Genomic DNA, 18,385 nt, shown 5'->3' with positions numbered 1-18,385 from the left:
GCATCTCTGCTGCGGAGGGTTTGTGGTCCCAGACGGCGACCGCCGTCAATCCGCCCAGTCAGGTGGTGTCGTAGACGAGAAAGACGCCGGCCGGATGTTCGAGGACGACGTCGTGGTTGTATTCGTCCTGAACGACCACGTCCGCGATCAGGCGCGGGGGCGCGAGCGAGAGGCCCCAGCGGACCACGTCTTCGAGCGTGTGCTGGGAGGCGACGAGCGCCTCGATCTCGCGCCGCGTGGCGGGGTCCACGTCCGTCCGCCATTCGATGTCCATGGCCACCTCCTCGTCCCGCGGGGATGGTGCCCCGTCGTGGGCCGCGGGGCAATGGCCATCGTGGACGTCACTGCGTGCTCGTGTTCCGGATGCCCCCGCTCCCGCCCTCGCCGCCCTCGCCGCCCTCGATTCCGCTGCGGAAGCCGCGGTCGAAGACCGGCGGCTCGGCGGGGGCGCGGAGGCCGCGGATGGAGGGCATGATGACCGGGAGGAATCCCTGGTTCGCCCGGAAGACGACGGCGTCCCCGGCCGGTCCGTAGTCCTCGATCACGACGTTTTGTCCGGTCAGGATCATGCCGAGGGACGAGAAGAGGGCGGTGCCGGAGTCGAATTCGTCCCGACCGGCGCCGGGGATCTCGCGGAGGTGCACCTCGTGGAACGTCCGCGCGGTGCCCGAATTGAGGTATTCCTGGTCGAAGCTCGGGCAGGGCGCGGCGACGCAGACGACGCCGTTGTGCAATACGCGATAAAACGACCCTTTGAGCTCGGCCGTCTCGAGGGCGACCCAGGCAAACCGCAACGAGAGCGTGCCGAGGCCGCTCGTGCCCGGGAAGAGGTCGCCGTAGAGGACGGCGCGCGTCGTTTCTCGCTGCAATCCGATGGATTCGCGGACGACCCCCTCGACGCCCGCGAGGCGGAGGAGGCTGGAGAACTGGAGATCGGCGACGTAACACTCCTCGGCGGTGGTGCCGTCGGCGCACGTCGTCTTCTCCTGATTGACGGCGGAGATGAAGAAGCCGCCACATTGGGGATAGGCGCAGCGGCGTACGTCGCGCCTGGCGGTGTAATAGGTGGAGAAGGAGAGATCGACCTCGTGCTCCGCGGTGATCTCCAGGGCCTCGGTGGAGGCGTCAGAGCCGAGACAACCTGCAAAGAGCGGCGCGATTGCAAGACAGGCAGCGGTGAGGGTGCGGTGGGGTGACACGGAGACCTCCTCGGCCCGCTCCCCAGCAAATGGGGTGCCGTGGCGCGGCAGAAAAAGACGATTCGGCTGCTTTTTCGTCGTTTCCGTCTGGCTGGAATGGACGGCGACGGGCCGCAGGTGGATCAAAGGGGGACCCGGAGCTGTACGCGCTCGATCCGGGGCGATCCGCTCTCCGTCGTCGCCGTGAGTGTGACGATGCCGGCCGCCTCTAGACGGCCTAGCGCGGGCACGAGCGCCCCCGCGGACGACAGCTCCGGAAGCCTGTCTCGCAGGCGCGCAATGGCTACGAACCCCCCGGCATCCGCGCGCATGCGAGCCAGCGCGAAGTGCACGAGCCCCTCGGCGTGCGCGTCGTCCCCCAGGTTCCTGAGAGCGACGGCGTAGTTGACGACGTAGAGCGCGGCCTCCTGATAGGGCCGCGCTGCGCGCACGATGTCGAGGAGGAGCTGCTCGCCGCGCTCGTCGTGGCCGACGCCTCCCGGGGATACACGGGTCGCCGTGATGGAGCGTGGGGGAGGGAGTGGCGGCAGACGATCGGAGAGGCGTGACCTACGGAATCCCTCACGGACACGCCGAAACGCGGCGCCAACGGCGGTTCGGACACGGGTCCACGGCGAGGGTGGATCCACGAACGTATCCCGGGGCGGCTCGGAATGCGCCACGGAGACGCGCGTTCCGCTCGCCGGGGGCAACGCCGCGCGATCCATCACGGTCGTCGTCACGTCATCGTCGTCCATGTTCGGTGCGGCGCTCATGCGTACCTCCAGAAAGTCACCGGCCCGCAGAAGAGGACGATGGAGGCGAGAGGTGCTTGCCCAGACGTGCGCCGCCCCCATCGCCCTCTTCTACGGGTCGTCGAGCGAAGAGTCCGCCCGAAGCCGAACGCGGCGCGGTTTCGTTCACGAGGCCAGGAGAACCGCGTTCGGCTCGGGCAGGAGGGGCAACAGCGAGCCGCACCCCTCGCCCACGCCCTTGTCGGGAGCTTGCATTTTGTTCGCTGATTTTCCGAAAAAGATGGGAGCTTCGCCTACTCGGCGAACTCGAGCGGCGAGAGGCAGCAGAACGTCACGGCGTCGGCGGGGTCTTCCGAGGCCGCGCCCGTGGGCTCCCCGCCCGTCGCGAGGCAGAGGCCGGGCACGTAGGCGAGGTCCGTGATGGCCTTGCTCCCGAGCGCTTGCCCGGGTGGGGCCACGTTGATGCACTGATCAACGAGCGACGACAACCCGTTCTTGTCGGCCTCCAACGCACACGCCCCATCGCTGTAGAGCCGCATCTTTGCGGCGCAGGCGCTCCCGACCGGGTTACCGCCGCACTCGCACGCCGCGCAGCCGCGCGTGTCGTTCGGCACCTCGCCGTAGAGGTAAATGGGGTCATACCGGTCGTAGTTGCCGGGGCACGTGGCGTGTATCCCCCTGAGCGCGACGCACTGGAGAAACGGGTACGGCAGGTCGTACATACATCGGCGCGTGGCCGTCTCGCATCTCCCTTCGCGCTCCTTCGCCTCGCAGGCGAGGCCCATCCAGAGCCAATCCGTTGACTTGGTGAGCGCGGCCGGCTTCGTTATCGTCGGGCACGCCTCGCTCGTCGGCCCAGGGAGCGGCGAGGTGAAGACGGACTGCGCGCAAGGCTCACCGCCACAATCAGCCCCCGCCGGCAGGGCGTTCGTGCTCGTGCACGAGCCGTCCCAGCCGACGGGTCCGCCAAAAGGGAGCGCGGGGGCTCCGTTCTCCGCGCACGTGCCGGCGCGGACCTCGATCGTCTCGGGCAGCCCGGTGCACGTGCCTTCGGAGTCTGGGCAGGTGCACTCACACGCCGCAGGTGGCGCGTCGAGGAAGGCGAAGCGGCGGTACTTCTCGAAGAACTCCACGTCCTCGCCATAACCGCCCAGCTTGCGCGCCTCGTCGCAGTTCGCGGGAGCGAGCTCCCGCGGCCCATACCAGAGGAGCATCGGCGTGCGCGGCCAATCCCCGGCCGACTCGCTGCTCGGCTCGGGCACGCAACGGCCCGGGCAGGTGGCGGCTTGCGTCTCTCCATCCGCCGCGTCGTCGCTCGCGTCGCTGCTCGTCTCGCTCGCGTCGGTGCCCGCGTCCAGCTCGGCGAGGCACTCTTTCGACGGCCGACGAGCATCCGGAGCACAATCGCTCCACGTTGATTCGGGCGGCACGCTGCATGCGGATGCCAACCCAACGACGAACATGGACAACAGATGAAACGAACTTCGCATGATCAGAACTCCCATGATCCGACGATCGAGCTGGCAACCATCAGGGGAGGCGTCTCCGAGACAACACGCTTCCCGACGCCGACCAGCACGCCGCTAGACAAACCTAACAAGTCCACGGCCCCCTGTACAGCGAAGGAACGCGTGAGGACAAACCTCGCTCCGAGGCGCCCGCCTACGCCGGGTTTGACAAAGTGCTCGGTTCGAGGTGTGAACGTATCTCCGGAAAACGAGACGGAGATCACCCCGAAATGCCCGATCGCGCACCCGAAAGCCCAGCGATAGTGTCCACACGCGCTCACGATCCCGCCCGCCGTCATCGCGCTGATCGGCTCGCCGCCCACGCCCGAGGTCAGCCACGCCGCCCGTCCTTCGAGACCGAGCGAGACGTACTCGCTCGGCCGCAGACTCGCGCCCACGCCCAACCCCACGGCCGGCATCCACGACGCCACGCCAAACACGACGACCGGCCCACCTCCAATCGACCAGCGTTTTTCCTCGGACTTCTCCGCGGGCCGCGGCTCCTCGTACCCCCACGGGTCCTCCTGCTTCGGGAGCTTCGTGTCGCCTACGGCCACGGCCCGCTCCACCTTCGGCGGGTCCTTCTCCGGTTCGTACACCGCGGGCGCGGGCACGTCCGGCACGGGCAGCGGCTTCAACGTGATCGGGAGCTGCTTGTCCTGCCTCTTCTCGACCGTGAACGTGACGATCGCCTCCTCGTACCCGTCGAGCTTCGCGCGCAGCTCATGCTCCCCGGCGCGCATGAAGGTGAAGTAAGAGGAGCGGCCGGCGAGGTTCGACGGCTTCCCGTCGAGGGTCACGCGTACGCCCGTGTGCGAGAGGAGTACCTCGATCCAGGCGCCCGCGTTCCGCGCGACCTCGTGCGCGTCGAAGAACCGCTGGCGCTCGGCGGGTGATGCTTTCACCGCGAGCTGGATCGCGTCGAGCAGATGATCGGCCGCTTGCTCGGGCTTGCCGAGCTTCACGAGGAGCACCCCGAGCCGCCCGGCGATGAGCGGATCCGGGCGGACGCTCAAGGCTCGCCGGTAGGCCGCGACCGCCGCGCGACGCCGGCCCGCGGCGGCCTCGCGGTCTCCCAGCGCTGCGAACGCCTGGAACCGCTGCTCCTCGTCATTCTCCTCCGTCTCGTCGGCCTCTTCGTCGGCCTGTGCCATTGCGGGTGCAGCGAGGCCGACGACCATCAAAAACACAGCGACAAAGCGACGCATACGCCTGGATCCTAGCGCATCCCTGCGAGCGGTTCTACAGGGACCAACCTCCCCCCCGCGTCGTCGATCGCTCCGAGGGCTTGCTCTCGCCTTCGTCCGCGGCGTCCGGTGCGTGCCGCGTGCGCGGGCGAGCGGGGGGAGGTGATGCGCTCCGCGGCTCTTCGTGCGACGGCGCGGACGCGGGTGTGACCTCGTCGGGCACGACGGGCGCCACGTCCGTCACGAGCCCTGCCAGCGCGCGCACAGCGCCCGCGAAGTGGGCCCGCGCGGCAGCCTGCTCCGGCTCCGGGCCATGCATGCTGGCAATCGCAAAGATGATCGGGCCGCACACGTGCACGGCCTGATACGCCCACTCGTACGCGCCGCGTATTGCTCGTGCACGGCGGAGCCGCAGGAACAGCGCGCCAATCCAGTCCTCGCGTTCCCCGAGGTGGTAACGAAGGTGGTCGATGGCGGCCGAACGCCTCGACTTCACGGTGCCGATCGGGATCCGCAGCCGCTTCGCGGCCTCCTCGTACGGCACGTCCATGAGGTCGACGAGCACGAACACCACGAGGTATCGCTCCGGCATGCTGGACATCGCCTCCGTGAGCTTGGTTCGGGCTTCGGCGAGAAAGGCGTCTTCCTCGGGCGTCCGCCCGCGGCCCGCCGCCGGCTCGGCGTCGTTCGTGTCCGCGGAGAACAGGCGCCGCTCGTGCCGCTCTGCGCGAAGCGCCTCGCGCTCGACGTTTTTCGCGATGCCGAACGTCCAAGGACGAATGCCGTCCTCATGGGGCACGTAGGAGGGGAGGCGGGCAAACGCCCGCGCCATGACCTCCTGGAATCGGTCTTCTGCTTTCGGGCCTCGTCGCCGCCGGCCTACGAAACGAGCGAGTTCAGGGCAAACGGCAAGTAGTTCGTCCAGCAGCTTGGGAAGATTGGCAGCACGCTCCATGCGCGCCTCATGGCCGAGCGCAGGATTTGGTTCGCGGAAATCGACCGCCGCGTGTCGATTTCCTCCGGCCCCCGAGAAACGCGTCACGTCGAGGCGTTGTCTACCATGGCGAGCGCTCGTCCAGCAAGACTCGGGTCTGCGGCGTCGCCGCTCCTCGCGGATGAGGGGTCATCGATGGCGCGGCGGGGCCTCGTCGAAGGCGGCCGACACACGCTGCGTTGACAGGCGCTCGGTGTTTCTGCTTCCATCCAGCAATGAGACGTCCGCGCTGGCGCCCCCTCCTCTCCCTGGCCCTTCTTGGTTGCCTGACGCTCTCGCTCCTCCCGCTCGGCTGCTCCTCGGCCACGATTTACCGGCCTACCGTGCCCGACGACCGCCCGCGCATCCCTGAATCCACCGCGGAGCGCCTCCGCGAATGCGTGGATGAGCTCCGCGGCACGATCAAGCCCGAACACTACACGCTGGACGCTTCGGTGAAGGTCGACCAGGAAGGGCGCGTGGTGGAGGTGGAGACGACGGGCCAGCCCAATCCGGACGTGGGCATTTGCATGCGGATCGCCCTGCGAGGGATGACGCTGCCCGCGGATGTCCTCGAGCGGCGCATGCTGCGAACGTCCGCGTCGGCGGACGGGCGAGCATTGCCGGATCGGGGGGCGATCGGGGAGGTGGTGACCGTCGTCGTGGTCGTCACGGTCGTCTTCACCGAGGTGATCATCGAAGCCTTCGCCATCGCCGTCGGCGTGACGGTCACGGCGACGGTCGCGGCGGGGGCGGCGGAGGCGTTTGCGAAGAGGAGGAAGCGGCGGAGCTGTACGACGCATTATGACATGTGCATGGATGACAAAACAGGGGACGAGGATGGCAATCATCGGGGCGAAACCCTTTGCGGTACATGTCATACAATGTGCAAGAATGGCCACTGGCCAAAGCAAATCGGCACGGGACAATCGTGTTTGTATCGGGGGCATAGCGAATGGGACGACTGAAGCACGGCGGAGAAATGGAAAGGGATGAGCTCGCATTCGCGAAGGCGAACGGCAAGCTCCTGGTGGAGTCGGTGAAGTCGAGCCGGACCTTCGCGGAGGCCACCCGTGACTTCCGCAAGCTCGAAGCCGAGTTCGTCGAGCGCGCTGGCGAAGACGAATTTTTGTTGCTCGAGATGAGGCGTCGCATCGCTGAACACATCTTGATGCTAGCCCATCACAAGCGTCCCCCTTTCGAGGTCTTTCGCGAGGCCTGGAACGATCTGGTTCGCCTCGGCTTCTCGGGCATCGACCGCGAGTGCTCGATGTCCTGGTTTTACGCGGATGGCTGCGCGTATGACGAGAGGCCCGACGAAGGGCTCGTGGTGCTCGATCCGCTGCTCGACAAGCTCGAGCGCTTGCTCGAAGACACGAGGGGTACGGGGACGGAGTTCCCCCCGCACTTTTACGAGAACGAGCTCGAGCAACTGGGGAACCTTCGGGCCGTGCTCGAGGCGCAAAAACGGGGCGAGGTCGTCCCGTGGCAAGAGACCCGCCGCGGGGACGAGGCGCAGCAGGGCACGCCTCCAACGCCAGAGGAAGAACAGGAAGGCGCGCTCTGGGATGAGTTCGTGCGCGCGCGCCGCGCCGTGTACAACACGTTTGCGAAATCAAAGGATCGGAGCTTTGCCGACGTCGCGGCCGACTACCGACGGGTCGAGGCGGAATTCACGGCGCGCGCGGGCGAAGGCAAAGTGTTCGAGGTGTGTTTGTTTGCGATGAGGGCAGCGACCGCCGAATCGATCTTCATGGCGGCGGACACGCTCGGCGCGCCGTTCGCTGCATGGCGTGAGGGCTGGGACGCGCTCGTCCGGTCGGGCTTCATCAGCGACGGGGAGGGCTGGGTGCATAGGGGGATGTACGTGCAGACCTGCCTCGTGAACAACGAGCCCGAGGCAGGCCTCGCCGTGGTCGAGCCGTGGATCGCCGAGATCGAGCGCAAGCTCCAGGCGCCCAAGAAACCCTTGCAACCCCCGGGGCCCACCCGCGTGGAGCTCAAGCGCCAGCTCGAGGAGCTGCACGCGCTCCGGGACAAGCTCATGGCCAAACGCGCGGGCGCCAAAGAAGCAGAGGACGGGCACAAAGGAGGGTAGCCCCTGCATGCACCACGAGCCCCCCAGGTCCCTCCCTTACGAATCTCCTTGACATCCTCCCCGTTCCCTCGGTTACCGTCCCCGCCATGGGAGTTCGCACCCTCGCCTATCGCCTCGGCCTTTTCACCCTCCTGCGGGAATTGCAATACACCCTCTCCCAGGCCAAGCAGGAGCCGCTGGCCGCGGGTTACGTGCCGGTCTTCCAGGCGCTACGCGACCATTGGAAGCTCATCCTCCTCGAGGAGATCGATATCCTCGACCTGCTCGCGCAAGCGCAGGCAGGCGTCGACAAGGCCGACGGGGGGCTCGATGGCTTCGCCGGCCGTGTCTCCCGCATCGTCGACGAGTCCACGAGCGGCAATACACGCAAGCAGCTCCGCAAGGCGCTCTTCAAGAACAAGCCACTCGCGAAGTTCCGGCGGCCCGTCCTCGGCGGGCAACTCGCGCTCATGAGCGATTGGGCCGAGACGCTCGCGAAATGCGGCGTGCCCGTGCTCGTCGCCCTCGCCCCCGAGGCCGAGACGCTCGTCGCCGCCGCGGAGGACGCCGACAAACAACGCAAGAGCGCGCAATCGACGAATCGCGACTTCCGCGACGTGGGCAATCGCAAGCAGTTCATCGACAAGGTGAACGCCGCCCGCAAGGAGGCGCATGGAGGCCTCGCCAAGCTGCCCTTCGAGAATCACAGCCTGCCGCGCGATTTCGCCGAGCGTTTCTTCTACAGCGAGCCGCCGCGGGACGAGGAGGAGACGATCGACGAGGTGAAGACGTCGATCGAGGAGCTCACGGCCCAGCTCGAGGAGCGAAAGGCCCTGCTCGCGAAGCTCGAAGAAGAAGCCGAAGCCGAGGCGCGCGCCGAGGAGGAGCGCCTCGCCCAGGCCGAGGCCGCCGAGGAGCTCGAAGCGCAAGCAAAAGCGCTGCTCGAAAAGGCCGCCGCGCTCAAGGCAAAGACCAAAAAGTAACACCCGGCAGGGACGGGAGGATCCACGAAGCTCCCACGGATCGCCGGAACAACCGCCGCGCCGAAAATCCCATCCCTGTTTCGCCCCCGAACCGATCGCGTCTCCGGCAGAAGCGACCCCCGGTCTCGCCCCACCGACGTTCGACGCGATCGCCCCTCCGCAGTCCCAGGCCAACACAGCGCTCGCTGCGCGCGCCGCTCGCCTGCGGCGCGAAGGAGCAGGCCGTGCGTGATCCGCCCGGCGACGGTCCGCGCCCGGAACAAGCTCGGCACGCGCGGCGAGCCCACCCCGGTTTCGCGAAACAGCCCCGGGCCGCAGAGCCGTCCCCCCGCTGTTCCGCCGCGGAACAGCCCTGCCCCGCGCCCCGCCCCGGTTCCCCGCCCGAACCGCCCCCGGCAGGCGGACGCGCGGGTCGTTCCGCCGCCGAACAGCCCCCGTCCTCCAAAAACGAACGGTGTTCCGCGGTCCTCGGGGGACGATCCGATTTTCGCGCGTGTTGCTCGGGGGACCGCGCCGGCTACTATTTCTGAAGAAATGCCCGGAGGCTCGGCTCGAGCTTCTTTTGCTGGGCCACGCAGAGGGAGATCGCCTCGAGGGACTGCGCGAGGGAGCGCGGAGCGCCGACGATCTCGGAGACGCGGCCCTCGAAGACGCGCGCGACGGCCGCGCGCCCGGCTTCGTCACAAGCGCCCTGGAACACGAGCGGGAGGTAACCGAGGGCCTCGCCCGGCATCCGCGTGACGAGGGCGCTCCAGTTTTTTTCGATATAGCCGAGGGAGCGATCGAGCATTCGCTCGTCCTGACGGAACAGCCGGACGGCGCTGCGCGGATCGAAGCCGCCCTCGAGCACGAGCGCGAGGGATTCGTCGACGAGGGCAGGGGCGCGGAAGCTCGTGAGCGCCTCGAGCAGGGCGCTGCGGCGGCGCTCGTCGCGCTCGTTTCTGGCGGCCTCGCGCAATCGGTCGAAGAGCGCCCGATCGCCGCCGTGCCGCGCCGCGAGGGCGAGCGCAGGGCCCGCGACGTCGAGGGGGGCCGCGGCCGGATCGTCGAGGAATCGCGAGGCGAGGGCACGAAGCTCGGCGAGCAAGGCCGGATCCTCGCCACGATCCGCGACGAGCGAGACGAGCAGCGGGCGGAGGAAGGTGATGGATTCGTCCTCGCCGGGCTTCGGGAGCAGGCCAAGCGCGCGGGCGCGAGGGCCGAAGGTGCGAGAGACGAAACGCGCGAATCGCGGGCGGAGGTCGGCGGGGACGTGCACGTCGCGCACGCGAGCGACGAGGGAGGCCGCGCCGCGCTCGAGCAGTGGCTCGCGCCCAGCGACGAGGCCGGGGACGAGGGAGAGCACGTCGCCAGAGCCGAGGGCGCCACTCTCGACGAGCGCCGAGGCGTCGTCGAGGAGCGCGAGGCGCTGGGGCAATCCGAGGAAGGTGCCCGGTTTGCCGAGGAGCCGCGCGAGCGCCTCCTTGCCGGGATCGGCGTGATGATAACCGACGCCGTCGTCCTTGAGGGCGACCAGGGCCGGGCACGATTTCGCACTTTCGAGCGGGAGCTCGGCCGTCTTCGTCGTGAGGAGCGTGCAAGCGCGCGCCTCGGGGCCGGCGCCATACCGGAGACAAACGGGGACGTGCCACGTCGATTCGGCCGCGCCCGCCGATCCGGCGGGGAGCCACCGCGATTGCGAGAGTTTTACCGCGGGGCTCTTGCCCTTCTCGCACGAGAGCTCGGCCTTGACGAGCGGGACGCCGGGCTGGTCGAGGAACGTCGCGATGGCGGCGCCGATCTCGGGGCTCGTCTCGGCCGAGAGCGCGGCCAGAAAGTCGGCCGCCTTCGCATTGCCGTGGGCGTGCTCGTCGAGGTAGCGGCGGACGCCGCGCTGGAACTTGTCGGGGCCGACGTAGGCCTCGAACATGCGGAGGACGGCCGCGCCTTTCTGGTAGGTGATGCCGTCGAAGGCATTGGAGATGTCGTCCTGGGTGAGGATCTCCTGCCGGATCTTGCGCGCGCTGAGCAGGCCGTCCTCGCTCATGGCATACGAGGTCATGGCGACGCGGCGGGCGTCCTCGCGCCACGCGGGGGCGAACTGCTCGACGATCTTGCTGCCCATCCAGGTGGCGAAGGCCTCGTTGAGCCAGAGATCGTCCCAGAAGTCCATGGTCACGAGGTTGCCGAACCATTGATGGGCGAGCTCGTGGGCCATGGTCGCGGTGAAGCCGCGGCGGAACATCGGGGTCTCGTCGGACGGCGCGGAGAGCGAGCCGCGGGCGCCGTAGGTGACGAGCCCAGGGTTTTCCATGGCGCCGAAGGAGGAGAGGCGCGGAATGGTGACGACGTCGAGTTTGTCGTACGGATAAGCCGAGCCGAGGTACGCCTCGGCCATGCCGAGCAGGGGCGGCGTGGTCTTCGCCGCGAACGAGGCCTTCTCGGCGAGGCCGCGGGGGACGACGATACGGACGGGGACCTTGTTTTTCCCGGCCACGCCGGCGTCGACGATGTCGAAGGGGCCAACCGCGAAGGCGAGGAGATAACTCGGCAATGGCGGCGTGGGCGCGAAGCGGACGAGCTTCATGCCACCCGGCTCCTCGTCCTCGCCGAGCACACGCGTATTCGAGAGGGCGACGTCGGCCTCGCGCACGCGGAGGGAGAGCTGCCAGGGGACCTTCACGCCGGGGTCGTCGATACAAGGAAAGACGCGGCGCGCGGCGGTGGCCTCGAAATGGGAGAAGATGTACGAGGCGCCGCCCTCCTCCTCACGAAAGGCGCCGTGGTCGTCGACGGCGGAGATCACGCCGCGGTATTTCACGACGAGGCGCGCCGGGCCGGGCGGCGCCGCGGTATCGAGCGCGAAGCCGAGGAGGCCGTCGTCGGTCGGCACGACGCGGAGGGGGAGGTGTCTGGCCCCCGCTTCGATGCGGGCCTCGTCGACGGTGAGCTTCTCGGCGTGGAGCCAGAGGACACGCGTGGGCTCGGCGAGGCTGAGGTCGATGGTGATCTCGCCGCGGAGGACGTCGTCCCCAGGGACGAGGGTGAGCGTCGCGGCATAACGAAGCGGGTGCACGGCGCGCGGGAGGCGCAGGCCCGCGGGAGGCGCGGGGAGGTCCGAAGGCGCTCGGGCCGAAGGTTTGGCGGCGGCGGTCGGGGAGGGCGGCGGAGGCGAGGGCGGCGGAGGGGCGGCCGAGCAAGCGACGGTGGTGGCGAGGAGGGCGAGGAGGGTGCGGGGGGATTTCATCCTTCGAGCCTTCGAGCGAGGTTCCGGCGCGGGCATGGTGGCACGAGGGGCGCTCGAAATCACGATGGTTCGGGGAGCGCGGCGGCCGCGCGGCGATGGTGGCGCTGGCAGAGGCGGACAAGAGAGAGCGAGGGCTCGCGGATGTGGTACACTCCTGTTTGTCGCGGGAGATCGTCATGCAAAACCGGATCTTCAGGGAAGGAAAGGCAATGGGGATCGAGGAGGGGCGCGAGGAGGGGCGCGTGATGGGGATCGAGGAGGGGCGCATCGAGGGGTTTGCCCAGGGCCAGCTCGTGGTGTTCACGCACCAGATCGAGCGACGGCTCCGGCGGCCGCTCCGCCCGGACGAGCAGGAGCGGCTCGCCGAGCACCTGCGCTCGGAGGGGCCGGATCACGTGGCGGACGCCATCGTCGACCTCTCCAACCTCGAGCTCTGGCGCGCCCTCCTCGCGCCGAAGCCGCAGGCGCAATGACGACCCCTCCACGGTCGGGGGCGCCCATGGGACGCGCCGTCCCGTGGTAGACCCGGGTGATGAGAAAACGACGCGTCTTCTCGGGCGCCGCGTGGGAGGCGCGCGTGGGCTATTGCCGGGCCGTGGCGATCGGGCCGCACGTGTACGTGGGCGGGACGGCGCCCGTCGCGGTGGGCGGAGGGACACACGCAAAAGGAGACGCGTATGCGCAGGCCGTTCGATGTTTCGAGATCATCGAGGCAGCGCTGCGAGAGCTCGGCGGGTCGCTCGCAGACGTGGTGCGGACACGGATGTACGTGACCGACATCGAGCGCTGGCCCGAGATCGGGCGCGCACACCAGGAGAAGGTCGGCGCACACGCGCCCGCCGCGACGATGGTCGAGGTGCGGCGGCTCATCGCGCCGGACATGCTCGTGGAAATCGAGGTGGACGCCTACGTCGAGGAGATGGCGTGAGCGCGACGAGCGCCGCGCCGGCTCATTGCTCGATGACGAGGACCGATTTGTCGTAATAGGACGCGACGACGGCGCGAGAGCCGTCACGCGTGACGTCGACGGCGCAGACGCCCGGGCCCGTCGGGAGCGTGGCGACGACGCGCAGCGGATCACCGGCGATCACGGCGACGCCGCTGCCCTTCGGGGGCCGCTCGGTGCCGCCGAGCGCGACGAAGAGCGTGCGCCCGTCCGGCGAGGCCGCGCCCGCGCAAGGCACGCCGTCCAGCATGAGCGTGCTCGTGACCTTCATGGTGGCGAGGTCGACGACCGTCACCGTGCGCGCCTTGCTGTCGAGCGTGACGCCGAGGCGATCGTCGTGGAGGAGAAACCCCTGCGACGGGCCGAGGCCGACGGGCGTCGACTTGACCTCGGTGGTCGCGGCGATGTCGAGGAGCACGGCCTTGTTCGAGACACGGTCCGGGAAGAAGAGCGAGCCGCCGTCACGGCTGATCGCGCCGGTGCGCGGCTCGCGGCCGACGAAGATGCTGCGGCGCGTGGCGCCGAAGGGCTCCTCGCTCGGGTCGAAGAGGTCGATCCACGCGCCCGCCGCGCGGCCGCCATGCGAGAGCGCGCCCATCGCCGCGATGTACGGGCGGTTCTCCGCGCGGACGAGGAAGAGCTGGCCCGTCGCGTGCGGGAAGGTGATGTCCGCGAGGCGCACGCCCGTCGGCAAATCGAAACGCGCGACGCGCTTGCCGTCGATGGTCGAGGCCACGACGCTGCGGCCGTCCGGCATCGGCACAATCTCGCCAGGGCTCTTGCCGACGTTGAGCAGCACGGGATCCCGATCCCACGCCGACGTGTCCATCACCGGGATGCGCGCCGCGTCCTCGTGCCGGAGGACGGCCACGTACCGGTCGAAGAGCATCCGGAGCTCGTCGCCCTGCGCCGGCATCGACGCCTTGTGCACGAGCTCGCCCGTCTTCAGCCTGTACTCGCGCAGCGAGGCGTCGTCCGCGCTGACGTAGACGCTCGTGCCCTTCGGGTGGAAGACGACGTCGAGCGGATGGACGTTGTCGCCGAGGCGAATCTCGCGGACCTTCCAGCGCTTCTGCGGGTCGGCCGGCAAAGGCTCGGGCTCGGCCTCGATTTCGGGGCCAATCGAGCCGGGGCGCGGCGCCCCCGCCGCCGCGGACGAGGCCGAGGGGTCGAGGTTCGTCAGCGGCGGCGCCTCACCCACGGGCGACTCGCGCCCGCCCACGACGACGGCGAAGATCGTCCCGACGAGCGCGAGGCCGCCGAGGATCACGCGCGGCGCCCGCGGCTGCGCCTCCTGCACGAGCCACGTCTTGCAGGCGCGGCACTTGCGCGCCCCGTGGACGATCGGCGCCTTGCACGCAGGGCACGGGACGCGCTGCTGGCTCATCGCACCACCCACGCGACCTTGGCCCAGTCCGAGAAGACGAGCGCCGTGCGGCCGTCCGGCGTGAGCCTGACGCGCTTGGGCTCACCCGAGAGCGGAAGGAGCTTCACCGCGTAGGTCTCGAGGTCGACGATCGCGAGCGAGCCCGCGCCGTCCCCCGTGAGCGTCACGAGGGCCTGCTCGCCGTCGGGCGTGACCACGAGGTCGGTCGCCCGCCCGTTGAACGGGATGTGCCGCGCGAGCTCGCCCTTCGCGAGGTCGAAGACCTCGAGCGCGCGCCCCTCGTTGCAACGCACGAGCGCGCGACGGCCACGCCGCACGAGCTCGATCTGCTCGGGCTCGTCGCAGGTCTGGATACGCTCGCGGCGGCGCACCGCGCCCGACGGCAGCCACTCGAGCGGGACGAGCGCGTCCTCGGCGCGTAGCGCGACGTAACTCGTGCTGCCGTCCGGCGTCATGAGCACGCTGACGGGGTTGCCCAGCATCGAGGTGCGCACGCGGTCCTGCTGCGACGCGAGCCGGCTCGGATCGAAGGCATAGACGGCGCCGCCCGCGGGATCCCGGAGGCCCGAGAGCGGGACCTGGCCCGTCGTGCCGAGCGCGCGCGTGCCCGTGTCGTCGACGCCCATCGGCCCGACGGGATCGTCGCCGAAGTGGATGCGGTCGATCTCCGCGTGATACTCGGTCGCCAGGATCGCCACCGCGTGCGCCGAGGGCAACGACACGAGCGCGCGCCGGCCGTTCGCCCCGACCGACACCTGCCCGACCATGGCGCCGAGATCGATGGTCTTCGAAAGGCCCATCGAGGCCGCGTCGACCACGTAGAGCCGCTGCGGCGAGGTCGCGTAGAGGTGGTCGCCGACGCGGTAGAGGCCCTTGATCTGCGGGGCGTCGCTGACGAGCGTGACGAGCGCGCCCGTGCGCGCGTCGTGCACCTCGATGCCCGCCAGGAGCGCGAGCGCGAAGCGGTCCTGGTCGAGCGGCAAGGCGTCGGAGACGTCCTTCGGCAGGGCGAAGGGCCCCGTCACGAGCGGCTGTTCGCCGAGGTGCCCGACGTCGTTTGGCTTTTGCCAGACACACTGGCCGACCTGGCAAGCCTCGCCGTGCCAGCAGGGCGCGGTGCAGGTCGGCGTGACGGTCGCCGGCGAACGCGAGGCGGCGCGGGGCGGCAAGAAGCGGCCGGGGGCGAGGCTCCGGAGGGCGATGCCGGTCGCGAGCACGCCCATCATCGCGAGGCCCGTGACGAGCGGGCGCCAGTGCAAGGAGAGCCAGCTCGGCGCTTTGGCCGTCGTCGTGCCCGACCGAAGGCTCCTCGGGCCGGCGAGGGGCTCGTCGCACTCGGGGCAGAGCTCGACCCCGGGCGTCACGAGCTCGAGGCACGTCGGGCACCGCAGCCGCTTCTTGCCAGCGTCGCGGACGGAGACCGGCGCGCTGGTCGTCGCGGGAGCAGGAGGAGGCGGTACGGCGTCGTGCACGTTCGGCCGGTGAATACCCCGAGCGCGCCCCGGCGTCGAGTGGGGCAACGCCGATCCGCCCGCGGCGGTGTAGTATCGGCGCGTGAATCTCCGAACGATCTTTCCGCTCCTGCTTCCGGCGACGCTCTTCGCGAGCGCGTGTGGCGGGGGGCAACAGGCAGGGAGCGCCGTCGTCGACACCGGCGCGTCGAGGCCCGTGGACGTGTCGGATCTCGTGCCACGCGAGCGCGAGACGTACGAACGTCTGCTCGACACGGTGTACACGCCGTGCGCCGACCAGGCCGTGACGCTCGCCGAATGCCTCGACGAGAAGCGACCTTGCTCGGCGTGCGCCCCCGCGGCGCGTTTCCTCGCCGAACGCGTGAAGGCCGGCCTCGCCCGCGCCGACGCCGAGAAGGCCTACGAGATCCGCTTCGGGGGCAAGGTCCACGCGGTCGACGTGGCCGGCTCGCCGACGAAGGGCCCGGAGAACGCGCCCGTCACGATCACGGTCTGGTCGGACTTCGAGTGCCCCGCGTGCCGGAGGATCGTGCCGATGATCGAGCGCGTCGCCGCCGCGCACGAGGACGACGTGCGCCTCGTGCACAAGTTCTACCCGTTGCCGAGGCACACCCACGCGGAGCTCGCGGCCCGCGCCGCCTGGGCCGCCCATCGGCAGGGGCGCTACTGGGAGATGGAGCGCGAGCTCTTCGAGAACCAGGACAAACTCGGCGAGGCGACGATCGGCGAGATCGCCGAGGAGCTCGGGCTCGACATGGGCAAGCTCCGCGCGGACATGCAGTCGGAGGCGGCGACGAAGGCGATCGATCGCGACAAGGCCGCCGCGGACGACGCCGGCCTCATGGGCACGCCGTTCCTCCTGATCAACGGCCGCGAGTTCGATCTCGGCCTCTTCAAGCCCGAGCCCGACCTCGACGCCTGGGTCTCGATGGAGATCGAGCTCGCCCGCGGCGCCAAGCGCTAGCGGTTCACGCCCGCGACGATGATCGCGGCGATCCACACGAGCACCGCCGAGCCGGCGAGGATCAAGGTCGCGAGGTCGTCCCGCCAGCGCACCCGCAGCGGGACGAGCTCCTTCTCGGGCAAGGTGACGGTCTTGACGAGCGCGTGGATCGGCAGCCCGCCCGGCCGCATGCCCTGGGGCATCTGCGCCGGGTAGAGGCCCATGCTCTGGAAACGCGCGACGCCCGCGCGTTGCCGGTCGCCGACGCCGGGGACCGCGCTGCCGATCGCGAGCGCGCGGAACCACGGCACGCGCTCGTAGGCGTTTGGCATCGCGAGCACGCCGAAGAGGACACGCAGCCGATCGAGCAGCTCGCGCACCTCCACGAGGTGCTGGTAGGCGCGGATGCGCGTCTCGACGGGCTCCTCGCCCGAGAGCTTGGCGAAGCAGAACATCTCGATACGCGCGCCGAGCCCGTCGAGCTCCTCGCGGATCTTCGGCAGCGCGTCCTGCGGCGCGACCTCCTGGTGGAGCGTGAAGCCCCAGGGATCTTCGCGCTTGCGCTCGGGCGTCCACTGGAAGACGTCGGCGAAGCCCCAGACCGTGTCGAAGCGCGTGAGGATGACGTACGTGGGCACGTCGCCGGCGAGGTGCACGCCGATCTCCACGAGCATGTCGCGGTAGTTCTTCGCGTACGCCTTCACGCCCTCCTCGTCCATGTCGGCGAAGGCCGCGACGTTCAGGACGAGGATGAGCGCGTCGAGCGGCTCGCGCGGGCGCTTGCGCAGGAGCTCCTTGCAGAGCGCCTCGAGCAGGGCCGGATCGCGGCGCGGGCCCATCACGTGACCTTCGGGCTCGATGAACACGCACTCGTCGGCCATCCAGTACGTGCAGAACGGCGTGGTCGACGCGGGCGGCAGGGGCCCGTCGCCCGAGGACCACGTGAGGAACTGCGAGCGGATCGCCGTCGATCGCCCCGTGCCCGGATCACCAACGACGAGGTAGATCGGCACCTGGTACGGCGCCTTCTTGGTCGGGTGCTTCTGCGCGATCGCCGCGAGCAGCGCGTCGATCTCCTGCGTGAACGGGCCGGTCTCGTTCGCCATCACTTGCCCCCGAGCAGCGAGACGAGGACCAGGACGAGGCCCACGACCACGAAGAAGATCCCGATCCCGCGGCTCATCCAGAGCGATTTCCACCAGGGCGTCTGGTGGTCGATCGGGCGCACCGTCTCCTCGCGCACGGGCCGGAGCGCGCCCGCGTGCCAGTCGCGATCGGCGTCCACGCCGAGGGCCCGCGCGACGTCGATGCGGGTCTGCGTCGCGCCGTATTGCACCTGCCCGGGAAGCCCGAACTTGCCCATGAAGCCGAGCCCGAGCACCACGTAGTACGTGGCGAGCACGCTCTTCGGGCCCTCCTTCACGCGCTCGAGGCGCTGGTAGAACTCGACGCCCGCGTTCGTCGTGTACCAGCGCGTCGCCTGGAGCGAGTATTGCGACCAGAGCGGACGCAGGTCCGGCAGGCTCATGGCGATCTCGTCGATGATCGCGGCGATGGCGAACTGCCCATCGTCGGCGGAGACGACGGGCAGCGCCTCGGACGCCTTCGAGCTCTTCAGCTCGTTCATCAGGGAGTTCGCCGTCTGGAGCAGGTGCTCCGCGGGCGGACGCCTCGGAGACTGGCGCACCGCGCAGATCCAGAGGAGCAGCTCCTCGCCATACACGCCGATCGAACGTTCCACGGGGCCGGG

17 protein-coding genes are annotated in these 18,385 nt (G+C 69.5%); 6 read left to right on the top strand and 11 right to left on the bottom strand.

Annotation, left to right across the window (positions count from 1 at the left end):
- Positions 1–58 precede the first annotated feature (58 nt).
- The 6 genes from GF068_RS28840 to GF068_RS28815 all read right to left on the bottom strand — a co-directional run bounded on the left by GF068_RS28840 (position 59) and on the right by GF068_RS28815 (position 5,583).
- Positions 59–274, bottom strand: coding sequence for a hypothetical protein (locus GF068_RS28840; protein ID WP_153822705.1), 216 nt, complete (start codon positions 272–274; stop codon positions 59–61).
- Positions 275–341: 67 nt separating this feature from the next.
- Positions 342–1,199 carry a DUF6748 domain-containing protein gene (locus tag GF068_RS28835; protein WP_153822704.1) on the bottom strand — a complete coding sequence of 286 codons (858 nt, stop codon included), beginning with the start codon at positions 1,197–1,199 and terminating at the stop codon, positions 342–344.
- A 122-nt stretch (positions 1,200–1,321) separates the two neighbouring features.
- Positions 1,322–1,936, bottom strand: coding sequence for a hypothetical protein (locus GF068_RS28830; protein WP_153822703.1), 615 nt, complete (start codon positions 1,934–1,936; stop codon positions 1,322–1,324).
- Between the two features lie 290 nt (positions 1,937–2,226).
- Complete coding sequence (locus tag GF068_RS28825) at positions 2,227–3,363, bottom strand: hypothetical protein (protein WP_153822702.1); 1,137 nt, start codon at positions 3,361–3,363, stop codon at positions 2,227–2,229.
- 62 nt (positions 3,364–3,425) lie between these two features.
- Positions 3,426–4,649: a hypothetical protein gene (locus GF068_RS28820; protein ID WP_153822701.1), complete on the bottom strand. Its 1,224-nt coding sequence runs from the start codon at positions 4,647–4,649 to the stop codon at positions 3,426–3,428.
- Positions 4,650–4,683: 34 nt separating this feature from the next.
- Positions 4,684–5,583 (bottom strand): RNA polymerase sigma factor, encoded by a 900-nt coding sequence (locus GF068_RS28815; protein WP_153822700.1) that lies wholly within the window; start codon positions 5,581–5,583, stop codon positions 4,684–4,686.
- Between the two features lie 254 nt (positions 5,584–5,837).
- Between GF068_RS28815 and GF068_RS28810 the strand changes: the two genes are divergently transcribed.
- The 3 genes from GF068_RS28810 (at position 5,838) to GF068_RS28800 (ending at position 8,661) form a co-directional block, all read left to right on the top strand.
- Entirely contained in the window at positions 5,838–6,569 is a 732-nt protein-coding gene (locus GF068_RS28810) for a hypothetical protein (RefSeq protein ID WP_153822699.1), read from the top strand.
- A gap of 14 nt (positions 6,570–6,583) precedes the next feature.
- Complete coding sequence (locus tag GF068_RS28805) at positions 6,584–7,699, top strand: hypothetical protein (RefSeq protein ID WP_153822698.1); 1,116 nt, start codon at positions 6,584–6,586, stop codon at positions 7,697–7,699.
- Between the two features lie 86 nt (positions 7,700–7,785).
- Positions 7,786–8,661, top strand: coding sequence for a hypothetical protein (locus GF068_RS28800; protein WP_153822697.1), 876 nt, complete (start codon positions 7,786–7,788; stop codon positions 8,659–8,661).
- 520 nt (positions 8,662–9,181) lie between these two features.
- On the opposite strand, the gene GF068_RS28795 is transcribed toward GF068_RS28800, so the two are convergent.
- A complete protein-coding gene (locus GF068_RS28795; RefSeq protein ID WP_170319737.1) occupies positions 9,182–11,887 on the bottom strand; it encodes a M1 family metallopeptidase in 2,706 nt (901 codons plus the stop codon).
- 176 nt (positions 11,888–12,063) lie between these two features.
- Here GF068_RS28795 and GF068_RS28790 point away from each other — a divergent pair, with 176 nt between their 5' ends.
- Together GF068_RS28790 and GF068_RS28785 are read left to right on the top strand one after the other, a co-directional pair.
- Entirely contained in the window at positions 12,064–12,360 is a 297-nt protein-coding gene (locus GF068_RS28790) for a hypothetical protein (RefSeq protein ID WP_153822695.1), read from the top strand.
- A gap of 59 nt (positions 12,361–12,419) precedes the next feature.
- Positions 12,420–12,815, top strand: coding sequence for a RidA family protein (locus GF068_RS28785; RefSeq protein ID WP_153822694.1), 396 nt, complete (start codon positions 12,420–12,422; stop codon positions 12,813–12,815).
- A 22-nt stretch (positions 12,816–12,837) separates the two neighbouring features.
- Here GF068_RS28785 and GF068_RS28780 read toward each other — a convergent pair whose 3' ends face one another.
- Together GF068_RS28780 and GF068_RS28775 are read right to left on the bottom strand one after the other, a co-directional pair.
- Positions 12,838–14,220: a YncE family protein gene (locus GF068_RS28780; protein ID WP_153822693.1), complete on the bottom strand. Its 1,383-nt coding sequence runs from the start codon at positions 14,218–14,220 to the stop codon at positions 12,838–12,840.
- Positions 14,217–15,692, bottom strand: a complete 1,476-nt coding sequence (locus GF068_RS28775; protein ID WP_153822692.1) for a YncE family protein — start codon at positions 15,690–15,692, stop codon at positions 14,217–14,219. Before GF068_RS28775 ends, GF068_RS28780 begins: the two co-directional genes overlap by 4 nt.
- Before the next feature lie 82 nt (positions 15,693–15,774).
- Here GF068_RS28775 and GF068_RS28770 point away from each other — a divergent pair, with 82 nt between their 5' ends.
- Positions 15,775–16,656, top strand: coding sequence for a thioredoxin domain-containing protein (locus GF068_RS28770; protein WP_153822691.1), 882 nt, complete (start codon positions 15,775–15,777; stop codon positions 16,654–16,656).
- Here GF068_RS28770 and GF068_RS28765 read toward each other — a convergent pair.
- Positions 16,653–17,741 carry a type VI secretion system protein gene (locus GF068_RS28765; RefSeq protein ID WP_153822690.1) on the bottom strand — a complete coding sequence of 363 codons (1,089 nt, stop codon included), beginning with the start codon at positions 17,739–17,741 and terminating at the stop codon, positions 16,653–16,655. The genes GF068_RS28770 and GF068_RS28765 overlap by 4 nt on opposite strands.
- Positions 17,741–18,376, bottom strand: coding sequence for a DotU family type IV/VI secretion system protein (locus GF068_RS28760; protein WP_338046609.1), 636 nt, complete (start codon positions 18,374–18,376; stop codon positions 17,741–17,743). The genes GF068_RS28765 and GF068_RS28760 overlap by 1 nt, the downstream gene beginning before the upstream one ends.
- Between the last annotated feature and the right edge of the window lie 9 nt (positions 18,377–18,385).

Source organism: Polyangium spumosum (assembly GCF_009649845.1).
GTDB classification, from domain to species: Bacteria; Myxococcota_A; Polyangia; order Polyangiales; family Polyangiaceae; genus Polyangium; species Polyangium spumosum.
Note: the sequence above shows the minus strand (reverse complement) of the source record. Positions and strands in the feature narration are given on the sequence as shown.

Excerpts from the sequence above, each read along its gene's own strand:
- GF068_RS28830 (WP_153822703.1), bottom strand. The coding sequence starts at position 1,936 with ATGGACGACGATGACGTGACGACGACCGTGATGGATCGCGCGGCGTTG.
- GF068_RS28840 (WP_153822705.1), bottom strand. The coding sequence starts at position 274 with ATGGACATCGAATGGCGGACGGACGTGGACCCCGCCACGCGGCGCGAG.
- GF068_RS28790 (WP_153822695.1), top strand. The coding sequence starts at position 12,064 with ATGCAAAACCGGATCTTCAGGGAAGGAAAGGCAATGGGGATCGAGGAG.
- GF068_RS28810 (WP_153822699.1), top strand. The coding sequence starts at position 5,838 with ATGAGACGTCCGCGCTGGCGCCCCCTCCTCTCCCTGGCCCTTCTTGGT.
- GF068_RS28800 (WP_153822697.1), top strand. The coding sequence starts at position 7,786 with ATGGGAGTTCGCACCCTCGCCTATCGCCTCGGCCTTTTCACCCTCCTG.
- GF068_RS28780 (WP_153822693.1), bottom strand. The coding sequence starts at position 14,220 with ATGAGCCAGCAGCGCGTCCCGTGCCCTGCGTGCAAGGCGCCGATCGTC.
- GF068_RS28765 (WP_153822690.1), bottom strand. The coding sequence starts at position 17,741 with ATGGCGAACGAGACCGGCCCGTTCACGCAGGAGATCGACGCGCTGCTC.
- GF068_RS28805 (WP_153822698.1), top strand. The coding sequence starts at position 6,584 with ATGGAAAGGGATGAGCTCGCATTCGCGAAGGCGAACGGCAAGCTCCTG.
- GF068_RS28815 (WP_153822700.1), bottom strand. The coding sequence starts at position 5,583 with ATGGAGCGTGCTGCCAATCTTCCCAAGCTGCTGGACGAACTACTTGCC.
- GF068_RS28795 (WP_170319737.1), bottom strand. The coding sequence starts at position 11,887 with ATGAAATCCCCCCGCACCCTCCTCGCCCTCCTCGCCACCACCGTCGCT.
- GF068_RS28785 (WP_153822694.1), top strand. The coding sequence starts at position 12,420 with ATGAGAAAACGACGCGTCTTCTCGGGCGCCGCGTGGGAGGCGCGCGTG.
- GF068_RS28820 (WP_153822701.1), bottom strand. The coding sequence starts at position 4,649 with ATGCGTCGCTTTGTCGCTGTGTTTTTGATGGTCGTCGGCCTCGCTGCA.